This window comes from Botrimarina mediterranea, assembly GCF_007753265.1.
Lineage (GTDB): Bacteria > Planctomycetota > Planctomycetia > Pirellulales > Lacipirellulaceae > Botrimarina > Botrimarina mediterranea.
The window spans coordinates 2,352,912-2,366,159 of record NZ_CP036349.1 but is presented as its reverse complement, the minus strand read 5'-3'; the positions used below and the strand labels follow the sequence as shown (position 1 = coordinate 2,366,159).

Below are 13,248 nucleotides of genomic sequence, written 5' to 3'. Positions count from 1 at the left end.
GCCGAATGGCCGCACAATTCGCACATCAGCGTCAGCCGACTGCGACTATTTCTTCTTCAACAAGCTCGATCTGTTCTTGCCCCGCTTCAACGACCTGCTTGGCGGCCGATATACCCATGGTCCAGAAGAGCGCCGGCCTAACGAGGAACTCCAGAAGCGTACTTGTCACCAGTCCGCCTATGATGACGGTCGCTACTGGGTAGAGGATCTCCTTACCCGGTTCACCGGCCGCCATTGCCAGCGGCACTAGGCCGATACCCGAGGTCAACGCGGTCATCAACACCGGCGCGAGGCGATCCTTACCGGCATGAACAACCATGTCTCGCGTCCACCCTTCCCCTTCGTACTTCACGAGGTGGAGGTAGTGGTTGATCAGAAGAATGCCGTTGCGAGACGCGATCCCGCACAATGAGATAAAGCCGACCATGCTCGCAACGGTGAGTGTCTGGTCGGTTAGGTACAACGAAGCCACACTGCCGATAAACGCCATTGGCAAAGCGACCATCACTTGAAGCGCTAAATTCACCGAATGAAACATCTTGTAGAGCACCAAGAACATGCCGACGAGGGACACGGCGAACAGAATAGCAATCATCCGGGAGGCCGATTGCTGGCTTTCAAACTGCCCACTGAACTCCATGAAGTAGCCGGTTGGAAGCTCTTCGCGTACAGGCTCTAGCCGTTGCTTCATGTCGTTGACGACATCCACGAGTCCCCGTCCCGAGACGTTGCACTGCACGACAATACGTCGGCGCACCTGCTCTCGATTGACCGTATTAGGACCACCCGCCTTATAAACCCGGGCAACGTCTTCCAGCTTAACGCTACCGCCATCGGGCAGGTCTATTTGGAGGCGTTTCAACGCTTCCAGGTCTTCTCGGAACTCTTCGCCCAGACGAACCATCAGGTCAAACGTCCGCTGTCCGTCAAGCACTTGCGAAATGACCGCGCCTTGCATCGCCGTCTCAACAAATTCATTCACATCGCTACGACGCAACCCAAACGTCTTGAGCTTCTTTCCGTCGGCCTCGATGCGAAGTTGTGGGATAATGACCTGCTGCTCAACTTGCAAATCGCGAATGCCCTCGATATCGGCAATCGCGGCTTCAATCCCTTTCGCTTGACGACGCAGTTCGTCGAGGTCGTCGCCGAATAGTTTGATGGCCACCTGGGCCTTAACTCCCGAGAGCATGTGCGAGATAAGGTGGGCAAGCGGTTGCTCGACGGCGGTGACAATGCCGGGAATGTCGGCGAGCGCCTCACTAATCTCTTCGATGACCTCTTCGCGAGACCGCTCAGTATTCGGATCAACGGTAGCCACGAACTCGGAAACATTGACTCCCTCGGCATGTTCGTCCAGCTCGGCCCGACCCGTCTTTCGCACGAAAGCGACGAGATCGTCGAGCTGGGCGAGGCGTTGCTCAACGCGTGCGGCGACCTGGTTCGACGTTTCCAAGGAGGTCCCGGGTGGGAGTAAGACATTGATCTGTACGGCGCCTTCGTTGAACGGGGGTAGGAAGTCGTTTTCGAGCCGTAGGAGACCCCACCCTGAAATACCAACGGCAATCGTTGCGAGTATGAGGATAGGCCAAGCAACCCGCAGGCTGAGACGAATTACCACGTCGGCAATCGCCTTGAGGCCACGCAGCAGGAGTCCGTCACGTTCTTCGCCTTCGGTGCTGGAACCTTTCAGTAGCCAGTAGCTGAGAACCGGCGTGACCGTCAGAGAGACGAGCAGCGAGGATGCAATCGAAACGATGTAGGAGATCCCCAGGGGCGTAAAGAGCCGTCCTTCCATTCCCGTGAGGGCAAATAAGGGAATGAACACCAGCATGACGATAACGGTGCCATAGACGATCGAGTTACGGATCTCCACGCTTGCTTGAAAGACAACGAGTAAGGGAGCTTTCGGCTTCTCCGCGTGTCGGTTTTCGCGCAAACGCCGGAAGATGTTTTCGACATCGACAATCGCATCATCGACCAACTCACCGATTGCTACCGCCAGACCGCCAAGCGTCATCGTGTTGACCGATAATCCGAAGAGCGTGAACACCATCGCCGTAATGACGATCGACAATGGGATAGCCGTTAACGTGATTAGCGTCGTTCGTACATTCATTAAGAAGAGAAAGAGGATAATGACGACGAGGATCGCACCATCACGAAGCGCTTCGACGACGTTCTCGATCGCCAGATCGATGAACTCTTTTTGCTGGTAGAGTTCCGGAAGAATCCGGACGTCAGCTGGCAGCGACGCACGCATTTCTTCTAAGGCGGCGGTCACCTTGTTGGTCACTGCGCGGGTATCGGCATCGGGCTGCTTGAGAATGGTCAAGACCACCGAACGACCCCCGACCATTTCGCCCTGTTCGTTTCGGGCAAACGCGGAGCTATCGCCACGCTTCACCTGAGCCCCCTCGACGACTCGGGCGACCTGGGAGAGGGTGATCGACTGACGATCTCTCTGCTTGATGACGATGTCGCCAATCTCTTCGACGGTTCCGACTCGACCCAAGGAACGAACTAGAAACTCGTTAGGTCCTTGCTCATCGAGATAGCCACCGGCGGTATTCTGATTGCTGTCCTGGATGGCCTGCTTCACCTCGTGAAGCGTGACGCCAAAGCGTAGCAGCAGGTCAGGATCGACCAGCACCTGAAACTGCTTACGGTCCCCTCCCATGACAATGACCTGGGAGACGCCGGGGATGGTGAGCAGGCGTTGCCGGATGACCCAGTCGGAGAGTGTTCGCAACTCCATCGGAGACGTTTCCCCTTGGGCTGTCACGCCTACCATCATGATCTGCCCCATGATCGAGGAAATCGGCATCAGTTGTGGCGACACGTCTGCCGGCAAGATATCGCTTGCCAGGGCCATCCGCTCGGCAACAATCTGGCGGTCGTTATAAATGTTGGTGCCCCAATCGAACTCGACGTAGACAACCGACAGACCGATCCCCGAGGAGGTGCGTACGTCTTGAACACCGGTTGCCCCGTTGAGCACGGTCTCAATCGGAAACGTCACCAGCGTTTCGACTTCTTCAGGCGCTAACCCATGGGCCTCGGTCATGACCACAACGCGAGGGCGATTCAGGTTGGGAAAGACATCGATTGGCAACTGCGTCGCCTGCCATCCACCATAGCCGAGCAAGAAAATCGCCGCGGCGATCACCAAGAGGCGATTGTGAAGAGCGAATCGGATGATGGCATTGAGCATAGAAGGTATACCGAAAGGAGCGATCGAGCTGGATTGTTGCGCTGGCGTATCGTTAGTGGTTGTGTCCAGCGTGGGGGTCGATACCGCCGCCCGCCTTGTTCTTGAGAGCAAGGTGCATCTGGAACGCGCCGTCGCCGGCAACAACGTCTTGAGCGTAGAGCGCCCCATCGTTGGCGATGACAACCGACTCTTGATCGCGATAAATCACATGTACCGGCACTTGGTCGAAGTGGTCACCGTTTTGACGGTAGGCATAGACCTCAGCTCCTTCGTCGACGACTGCGGTCACTGGCAGCACCAGTTGGTCCTGCCAAGTCTCAACGGGGACGCGAATCTCCATTCGTTGCCCAGGCTTGTACCTCCACTCAAGAAACCGCTTGCTGTCGCCCTCGGTGCGATCCAAGGCCACTTCGTTGGGTAGACTGAGATAGACCTTCAACGCACGGGACGTGGGGTCGATCTGGTCTGCGACGTAGCGGATCGTTAGTCCACGGACTAGCGATCCTTGAGAATCGCCCCTCAGAAGCCGAGCGCTCACTTCTTTGCGTTCTCGTGCCGCTTCCCGTATCTCAGCAGCGTCGTCTTCAAACGCGATACCTTCCACGTGCAACTCGCAATGGTCGGCCAGCACCGCCAGTTCGCGGCCGACTTCGATTTGCTCGCCTCTGGCCACCCCTAGCCGCTGGATCGTAAACAAGTGCGGCCCCCGACACGCTTCCTCTGTGTCGGTATGCTCGGGGGCGTAGACAGTAAGGTTACGAAAGAGCTGCCCTGTCTGGCGGATGGCGGCCACCTGCTCATCGCTGAGACCGTGCAAAAGCATCGCTTGTTCGTTCGCACGCAATGCGACTTCTAATTTTTGTCTTTCGTATTCCTGCTCCAGGATACGCTTCCCGGCGATGACCCCCTCACCTAGTGATTCAAGACGCTTGATTTCACGATTGACGATTTCGAGATTTGCGTTAGTTGTGAGGTAGTCACGCTGGGCATTGACGATATCTTCTTGCGTTAGTCGAAGCTCAAAGAGTGGCTGGCCCGGTTCTATTGCTTCGCCGTTCGCCGCTAGGATCTGTGTCACGATGCCGGTCAATGGCGCGGTGATGTGAATCTGCGAGCCTCCCGGCCGCTCGACCACAATTGCCGGTAGCGTAAGAACGCGTTCATACGGAGTCGGCTCAACGACAAACGGCTTGAATCCGATGTTCTTGAGCCCTCTGTCGCTCAGTTCAATCGACGCGGCCTCACTATGACCCGCCTGGCCGTGGTCGTGCCCCGCGTGCGGATCGGCGGCGTCCTCCTGCAATGAATCGGTGCCGGCCATGCCCGGCACGTTCACCAGCGGCATCCACTGGCTTTTGGTTGCAAAGGCAGCGATGGCAATCACCAAGAGGCAGCCGATTCCGAGCAGATAGGGACCCCACCACCGGCGGGACTTCTGTGTTTGCTTTTGAGGGGCCGACATAGCCGATGCTCCACGAGTCCACCCCTACGCATGACAGCGTGGATAGACGCGATGTTGGACGGAGGATACTACGCGGACAGAAAACGTCAGCGTAGAAAGAACCACACAAGAGGGATGAGACATGCTACGGACGCCTTGATTAAGGCGTGCAGCGTCTCAAGAAGTGGCTCAAATCCGAATGACACTCAACGCAAGATGCGAGCGCACCGGTAGCGCAAAGTGGACATCATCGACTGAGGAGCTTTGCAGAGGTCGATGAAAATCGAAGCCTTTTGACTGATCCACCCCGCAGTTGCCGAGCGCAAACCAAACGGTTAGCTGCGTTAGATCGAGTCCACTATCGCTGTGCGTGGTCCACACACAGCTATTGTGCTGGCAGTTATGCGGCGCCTCGGGCGCCGGTTCGTGCTGGCAGTCGCTAGGACCTAACTCCAAGATGGAATACGCCTCACCTTGCCCAGCATGGTCCTCTACGCTCGGTTGCTCAACCCTATGTGAGCTGGCATTCGCGATCTCACCATGCCCCTGACCGCAATCTGCGTGGTCGGCTGCATGGGCTTCGTGCGCGCAGCAGCCCAGTAGGGCATGGGCCAAAATGGCCACGGCTGTCAGGCTACGAAGGATGCGACTCAAAATCGGGACTACTCAACTGGCACAAGGGAAGTGGCTAGAACCTTAATCTTACTCGACGACTACTTATGGGTCTACGTCATCCGGACAGGCGTCTTCAACGGGCATCCAGGCTGCCCTCAAGCAGCAAGCCTTCGATCCGGACATAACTCCGCCAGAGGTTTCCCAGGGCGTCGAGGTAAATCAGGTTGGTTTGCGAGTAGGTCTGCTGAGCGACCAAGAGGTCGAGGTATCCGACCTCCCCTTGCTGAAAGCCGCGTTGGACGAGATCGAAGGTTTTCTGCGACCGGGGAAGGAGTTCTTCGGCGTAGCTGGTAGCGGTGACTTGAGCGTCCGAATACTCTCGAAAAGCATTGGCCAAGCGTTGGTTCAAGTTCAACTCAACGCGATCGACGTTCCGCACCGCCTCGGTAACCTCGGCCTGCGCCTGGCGAATCCCTCCCTGATTGCGGTTCCAAATCGGGAGCGGAATGCCGACTTGCACACCGGTGATTGTGTCGGTTGTCGAGGCATCGTACTGCACCGAGACCTGAGTGCTGATATCGGGGATTGCTTCGACACTAGCCCGATCCAATGCGCGCCGGGCACGCTCAACGTCGGCCATCGCTGCAGCCATCTCAGGGCTTTCGTTGCTAATTCGGACTAGCTGCTGTTGCCAGTCGAGGGTCTCGGGTAGCAGCGTGACGTCGCCGTCGAGCGGCTGAAACGGTAAGTCAGAGCCGCCGACCACCGCACTGAGTTGGCGCCAAGCTTGCGAGAGCCCATTCGCAGCGGTTCTCGATAGCACAATGGCGTTTTGCTGTTGAACTTCGGTTTGCAAGAGGCCCGCGAGCGGGATTTCTTCGGCCTCAAGAAGTGACTTGGACGCCGTGACCGCTTCCGAAGTCACACGCACCAATTGGTCTGCTAGTTCCACTCGGCGTTGGGCGAGAAGCGCTTCGTAGTAGCTCCGCCTCACGTCGGTTTGCACCCGCTGCTGAATTTGGACGAGTTCTTGCTCGGCGCGGGTGATCTCAGCGGCAACGACTGCTCGGTTGCGCTGGAGCTTGTGTGCGGTGATAAACGTCTGACCCGCAAAACCGCCCTGCTGACCCGCCTTTCCATCATTGCCAACTTCTCCGGCACTGTAGCCCGCCGTTGGGTTTGGCGCTAAACCGACTTGCACCCACTTGCCCCTGAGCGCCCGCACCCGCGCTTCGGACTGGGCGATCGCTGGATTACTCCCAAACGCCATCTGCTCCAGAGCGGTCAACGTCAGTCCGCTAGCAGACGGTAAGCGTTCAGGGGCGTTTGTACTGGCTTCGAGAGCAAGCCCCTCGGCGACCGTTGGCGGTTGAATCAGCTCGGGCGTCATGGCTTCTTCATAATCCACCTTGGTGATTGTGGGCTTATTCAAGACGACACTCTCTGCGCCCGGCGTTTCAGTTTGCGTAGCGATGTGCTGTGGTCCTGAGGCACACCCTGTTGCTAGCAGCAGAACCACCGCGCTGTAGATTCGATATTGGGTCATCCTTGACCTCCTTGACGAAAGTTTAGCTATCTTGTGATTTCTATCGGGTTTGTCACTCGACGTGGCCTAGCTAAAACCGAACCGCGTCACTTACGCGTGGCGCAATGCCGAGACAATCTCCGTCCGCGACGCCTGCCATCCCGGCGCGAGCCCCGCGAGGATGCCAACGACGACGGCCACAGCGACACCTTGGATCGCTAGATTGACCGAGGGCTCAAAGGCGATCGTTACCCCTTCGGCTGCTATCGACATCCCGCTGAGCGACAGCAAGAGCACGCTCCCGGCGACGCCTAGGACGCCCCCTAGCGTGCTGAGGAGCAGGCTCTCGGTCAGCACGAGGCCGAAGACACGCAGCGGGCGCAATCCCAGCGTTTGGAGTACGGCGTGTTCCTTGATTCGATCTTGGACGGCCATGACGGTCGTCGTGGCGACGAGCGACAGCACTAAGCCAACGCAGGCGTAGCCGAGCCAATGGACAAAGCCAATCAGTTCCGCGAGGTCGGCAAGCGTATCGGCTTGGAACATACCCTTGGTGCGAGTCGTCGTACCGACAGGGCCAGCGTGAAACGCCTGGTCAATCTGTTTCGCCAGGGCTTCGGGGTCGGCCGTGTCGTTGAGATGCACTTCCAGCATGGTCACGGTGCCGACGTCGTTCGCCCCCCGCGCCCGTTGCAGAAACTCAAGCTGAGTGAAAATAAGGTTGTTATCGGCGGCAGTGGCGGAGTGGAACACGCCTTGCACCACCACCGACACGTCACCAATGGTGAACTTGTCGCCAACACCTAGGCCGCGCCGTGTCGCGACATCAACGCCCACGAAGGCGGCATCGTCCTGACTTGAAAACGCCGACCAGCTACCCGATTGCAAGTCGAGATCGCGCCATGCCTTCAGCTTCTCCGGCGGCATTCCCTGGAACACGATGGCATCAAGGCTGGCTCGGCAGTTGTTCGTAAACACCTTAACCGGCACGACATCTTGCACGCCCGAAAGCTTCGCGATGTCTCCCGCGTAATCCTGCGGCAACCGGCTGCTCTGCGGACAGAAGCGGTTCTCTTGAAAAACGATCAACGTCCGGCCAGCGTCGTCACCCGAGGTCAGTGCGAGCAGCCCCTGCTGCACTGCGCCGATAAAGCAGAAGACCAGCAGCGCCACGGCCGTGCCGCTCACGGTAAGCAGTGTCCGGGCGCGGTGCCGCCAGAGGCTCTTCAAGACGTAAGGGATGAACTTGAGCATGATTAGGCGGTCCGTAAAGTAGCGATATGAATCTCTTTGCCGTTCTCGATCAGGCGACTGCGTTCCAAGCGGATGCGTCGCTTGGCGCGTGAACCAGCGTCGGCGTCGTGCGTGACCATCAAGAGCGTCATGCCGAGTTCGTTGTTTACTCGTTCTAGCAGTTGCAGAATCTGTTCAGTCGTCTCGTCGTCGAGACTACCGGTCGGCTCGTCGGCGACGACAACCGTCGGATTGGCGACGATGGCCCGCGCGATGCCGACCCGCTGTTCTTGACCGCCCGACATTTGACGCGGGTAATGCGTGGCCCGCGAAGTCAGGTCTACCGCTTCGAGAGCAATTTCAACCCGCTTGCGGCGCTCGGCCGCCGACATCGGCAGGAGCAGCAGCGGCAGCTCGACGTTCTCGTACGCCGTTAGCACGGGGATCAGGTTGTGGGTCTGAAAGATGTAACCGATATGGGCGGCCCGCCAGTCGGCCAGCTTGCCGCGGGAGAGTTTGGTGATATCGGTATCGGCGACGACAATCTCGCCCGAAGTGGCCCGGTCGATGCCGGCAATCAGGTTCAAGAGCGTGCTCTTTCCCGAGCCGCTGGCGCCCATCAGAGACACGTAGTCCCCTTCTTCGATGGTCAAGCTGACGCCGTCGAGTGGACGGATCGTCTCCTCGCCGTTGGCGTACTCTTTGGTGACATTGGATACTTCAACGAGGGGCATAGTGAACCTGCTTTCGGAGGTTAGTGTTTCGGAGCTAGTTGACTTCGCTAACGGCTGCTTGAGCGGTCAGGGGGGCGGGGCGTGTTGATTGCGAATTCCACGCGCCCCCTGCGAGGCTTTTGTCTTCGCCAGATACACGAACACGCGAGCCCTCGGCGACCGATTCGCGACCTGCGACGATCAACTTGTCGGTGGGGAGCAGGCCGCTCGTGACCTCAACAAGACCGTCCTCAGTCGCGCCATGTCCCACTTCGACCGCTTTGCGCTTCGCGACCCCCGCTGTCAGATCGACGACCCAGACGTTCGCGCTACCTTCACCCGTCGAAACCAAGGACTGCGGCACGAACAGCTTCAGCGGCGACTCGCTCGGCTCGCCCTCCATCACTGGGGATGGGGGCGCGAGGAAGGTCACTTTGCCCAACATTTCTGGCTTGATGACCGCCGGAGGGTCTTTGATCGCCACTTTGACTTGGAGCGTGTTTTTTTGGATGTCAGCGAACGTGGTAACCGAGACCACCTCTCCTTCAATGGGTGCGCCCAAGGCGGCGGTTTCGATTTGAGCCGGTTGACCAATCAGCACTTGGGGTACGTCTTCTAAGCGGACATCCACCCGGACTTGCAGACTTTGGGGATCATAGAGCCCCGCGACGGCGCTCGTGCCCTGCGCCGAACCGATGCCAGAAAGCCACTGCCCAGGCCGCGCGTCGAGGCTGAGGACGCAACCGTCAATGGGTGAGCGAACGATCATCCGCGCCATGGTCAACTCGGCTACTTCTACGCGGAGGCGGGTTTGATCAAGTCGCGCCATTGCTCCCGCTAGATTCGCTTTGGCTTCGGCGACGGCCCGCGTCTCATTGGTCAGCAGCCGAAGCTGCTCACCCAGTGCATCCCGTTTTTCTCGGAGCGATCTGGCTTGGGCTTCGAGCTTCGGCTCGCGAGCGACCAACTCGGCAAGCGTGTTTTTCGCCGCCGCCAGCTCGGCGCGGGCTTCGCGTAGCACCCGCCCAGAGATTGCCTGGCCGGCCAGCTCTTTTCGACGCTCGTTCTCCGTCGCTAGTTGGAGCCGCGAGCGTGCGGTTTCGATTGCGTAGGGCAGGTTGCTGATGGCGACTTCCGTTTCGTGAAGCCTCGCCCCTGCCTCAGCAAGAGTCGCTTGCGACTCGGTAGGCCGCGCAAAGTTCGTCCTTGCCGCAGCGAGCGTGGCTTCGGCGCGACTCACCTCGGCTTCCTGTAAGGCATGAGCAGCGCGTGCCTGGGCAAGCGCCAGCTTGGCGTCGGCGTCTATGAGTCGGGCGACCGGCTCGCCTTGCTTCACGTGCTGTCCTTCGATCACGAACAACTCCTCAATCACGCCCGCAGCAAGCGCGGAGGCCATGACTGGGGTTGGCCGCGGTTCGATCCAGCCCGCCGCCTGAAACAACGGCGTTCCTTCTTGCTTGACCTCGGCCCGACTAACCACCACCGGGGTAATCGTGATCGATTGGGCGGGCAAAAAGCTGTCTCGTGCAGCCCAGCCGAACAAACCGACGAAGCCCGTAAGAATGCCCAGCGGTAAAACGTATTTCGTGAACCAAGAGCGCTTGATCCGGATGCCCGATTTGTTGGCCGCACCGCTGCGGTCAACGGCAAGTTGGCTGAGATCGAGTTGTGAAGATTGTTCTGACATAATTCTTGGATGCCTCTCGCATCGCTGCGTTACGGACGGCAACTAAATGGATTTGATCGCTTCAACAACTGGCAGGCGCATCGCTTTAATCGCGGGGGGCAGCGCGCCGACTACTCCCAGCAGCGCGGCGACTCCGCAGGCTACGGCGATGCCGACACTATCGACCGAGAGCATAAAGGCCCCCATTGTGAACCGAACCGCCGTCCCATCGACGACGAGCAGCCCAGCAAGACACGCCATGATGGCGGCGGCACACGCCAGCAGCGTAGCCTCCTGCACAAGCGTCAGCAGGATGGCTCGGCGACGGAAGCCCAGCGCCTGGAGCGTCGCCAGCTCGCGTATCCGGCCGACCACCGCGCCGTACATCGTATTCAGTCCCGCGAAGATGCCCGAGCCGGCCACTAAAGCCACCACGACCCAGCCCAACATGCGGACCGGTTTGTAGTGCTTTTGCATCGCGGCGTAGTAAGAACTTTCGGCCACCGCCTTAAGTTCCAAGTCGATCCGCTCGCGGCAGAACAACTCCACGTCGGCGGCACCGTCGGGCGATTCCATGCTGACGGCGACCATACTCAGATCTTGACGCTTGAGCACCGTCTGCAACTCTTCCAGCGGCGCCCAAATCTCCGACTCGAACGCCGACCCGGCCGCATTGAACAGGCCGCTGATGTTCCAGGTTTGACCGTCGAACGTCACCTGCTGGCCGACTGCCAAGTCTTCCTTGCTCGCGCTAAGCTTCGAGTGCGCCAGCCGACCTACCATCACTTCGCCACGTTGGGGCCAGGCGCCTTCGACGATTTGCACCTGCCCGCGTACGAGCGGCGCGGTCGTCGTGACGCCACGCACGAGCCCCATTCCCGGTTCGGTCGTGCCCGTCGTCGTGATCCGCGTCCCCAGGTAAAGCTCTGGCGAAACGTACTCCACGCCGTGCTGACGACGGACCCCATCGACGCTCGCCGACAACAAGGCGGGCGTCCGTCCGGGGATCGACGAGTTCTCGATGTCGGCGCCCGACGAGAGCGCGTACACGAGCACGACGTTGGGATTGCCGGTCGCGGCGAGCGACTTCTCTAGGCCACGGATGAACCCGACCACGACCAACACGAGCAGCACGACAATCGTCAGGCCGCCGAGTGTTAGCGCACTCCGGGACGGACGGCGGAATAGATTCCGCACGCCGTAGTCCCAGGGGAGCAGTTTTTGACCGAGCATAGGTTCTTCCTTGTAGCGAGCCCGAAGCGAGCGGTTGCTTGCGGCCGCTTAGTTACGGATATAGACACCACTGGCGAGCATCACGAAGTTGCCCGACTTGTCCTTCTGCGCGGTCCCCTTCACCACAACCATGTCGGACTCTTTCACCCCGAGCAGTTCGCGTGAGTCAACCGCCACCAACTTGCCTTGGCCATCGACGACTTTTACGAGCGTCGTGCAGTTCTGCCGATCAACGGCACAACAGTCGTCCAGGCACAGCTCGGTCTCGCCTGAATCTTGGCCGTTGGCGACGACCGACATCGACGGATCGAGCAGCGTAAACGCGGCTCTGCCGTCAATCCAAGGATTTGCCGCGCCGCCGATTCGGCCCACCAGCACCAGCGGTGCGCCGTCTTCGGCCGATTCACGGGCGGCGATCACGCCAACCGCGCCCTCGGGCTCTTCCGCGAGCTTGTAATGGCTCGCGTCGATGCTCGCCGCGGCGTTCGAAACACGAGTTGTTGTGGGAATCGACTTCCCAGAATCCGCCGCCGTACCGCAGCCGACTGCGGTGACAGTTCCTAGTAAGCCAAACAATAGCGTCGAGTGCATTTTTGTCATCTTTGAATCCCTTGTGCGTTGGGTTGTGAAAGGTTTGCTTGCGTGTTCGGATCGTCGGTTTTGGGCGCAGCAGGGGTGGCCCAAGCGATCGATAGCTCACCCTGCTTGCCGGTGACGCTGAGGGGCCGCTCTCCCGCTTTGAAGACCGCGTCGACCAACGCCCACGGCGACAAGCGCGAGTCGGGCCCGGCTTCGACGTGGAGAAGTCCCTGCTGCATATCGACGCTTACCTTGTTCACGCCCTTGGTGGCATACAACTGGGCCGCGATCTTCTGCGCACAGCCTTTGCAGTGCAGGTTGTCGATGGCGATCGTCATTGGGGCCGCAGCAGCGCGGCTAGGGTCATTCTCGTTCGCGCTGGACTCCGCGCGGGAGAAGGAAAAGGTTGCATCGCCAATCACCATCGTCGTCGGACCGCCGTCCCCCTTTTCTGCCGCGTCCCAGAGGCTGCCAAGCGCCACAGCGCTGGGCTGAGGCAGGGTCACGGTAAGGGTGTGCGTCGGCATATCGACACTAACGCTCTGCACGCCGCGAGCCGCGTAGAGTTGCGCCGTGACCTTGCGGGCACAACCCTGACAACACATTTTCTCCGCGACGATCTGCACCTGCTGCGCAGGCGCAGGATTCGCCGCCAGGGCTGTCGTCGTTGGACCTACGAGGCATGACATGACGGCCGCGAACAAGAAATTGCACTTCGTGCGCATAGCTTCTCCTTCATAATCGGTGGTTGTAATAACGCCGCTTCCCTACTGCGCACGTCATCGCGCAGCGGGTAACAACGATCAAACGGGAACGGACCTCTTCCCCGGCGGTGAATAAGGCGTTCGCCAAATTCAAAGGGGTGCGTCACACGCAAGCAGAGGGCTTGCGTCGAAGAGAAATCAAATCAGGAAGCGACAGAGCAGAGCGCAGCGCTCTGCTGAGGTGACTTGTACTAAGTCGCTAACTGATTGAGCGCCCGGGAACTTCGCCCCAGGTTCAAAGGCGAGCAGCGCCGACGCATGGCTA

9 protein-coding genes are annotated in these 13,248 nt (G+C 59.4%); all 9 read right to left on the bottom strand.

Features of this window, described 5'->3' with window-relative positions:
* Positions 1-31: 31 nt before the first annotated feature.
* The gene (locus Spa11_RS09460) at positions 32-3,214 is read right to left on the bottom strand and encodes an efflux RND transporter permease subunit (RefSeq protein ID WP_145111297.1); all 3,183 of its coding nucleotides are present in this window, start codon (positions 3,212-3,214) and stop codon (positions 32-34) included.
* A gap of 52 nt (positions 3,215-3,266) precedes the next feature.
* The gene (locus tag Spa11_RS09455; protein WP_145111294.1) at positions 3,267-4,676 is read right to left on the bottom strand and encodes an efflux RND transporter periplasmic adaptor subunit; all 1,410 of its coding nucleotides are present in this window, start codon (positions 4,674-4,676) and stop codon (positions 3,267-3,269) included.
* Positions 4,677-5,403: 727 nt separating this feature from the next.
* A complete protein-coding gene (locus tag Spa11_RS09450; RefSeq protein ID WP_145111291.1) occupies positions 5,404-6,816 on the bottom strand; it encodes a TolC family protein in 1,413 nt (470 codons plus the stop codon).
* Positions 6,817-6,906: 90 nt separating this feature from the next.
* A complete protein-coding gene (locus Spa11_RS09445; RefSeq protein ID WP_145111288.1) occupies positions 6,907-8,049 on the bottom strand; it encodes an ABC transporter permease in 1,143 nt (380 codons plus the stop codon).
* A 2-nt stretch (positions 8,050-8,051) separates the two neighbouring features.
* Positions 8,052-8,762, bottom strand: coding sequence for an ABC transporter ATP-binding protein (locus tag Spa11_RS09440; protein WP_145111285.1), 711 nt, complete (start codon positions 8,760-8,762; stop codon positions 8,052-8,054).
* A gap of 34 nt (positions 8,763-8,796) precedes the next feature.
* Complete coding sequence (locus Spa11_RS09435) at positions 8,797-10,428, bottom strand: efflux RND transporter periplasmic adaptor subunit (protein WP_145111281.1); 1,632 nt, start codon at positions 10,426-10,428, stop codon at positions 8,797-8,799.
* Between the two features lie 42 nt (positions 10,429-10,470).
* Positions 10,471-11,640 carry an ABC transporter permease gene (locus Spa11_RS09430; protein WP_145111278.1) on the bottom strand — a complete coding sequence of 390 codons (1,170 nt, stop codon included), beginning with the start codon at positions 11,638-11,640 and terminating at the stop codon, positions 10,471-10,473.
* Positions 11,641-11,688: 48 nt separating this feature from the next.
* Complete coding sequence (locus tag Spa11_RS09425; protein WP_231933216.1) at positions 11,689-12,240, bottom strand: hypothetical protein; 552 nt, start codon at positions 12,238-12,240, stop codon at positions 11,689-11,691.
* Entirely contained in the window at positions 12,237-12,908 is a 672-nt protein-coding gene (locus Spa11_RS09420; protein WP_197529862.1) for a heavy-metal-associated domain-containing protein, read from the bottom strand. Before Spa11_RS09420 ends, Spa11_RS09425 begins: the two co-directional genes overlap by 4 nt.
* Positions 12,909-13,248: the final 340 nt, after the last annotated feature.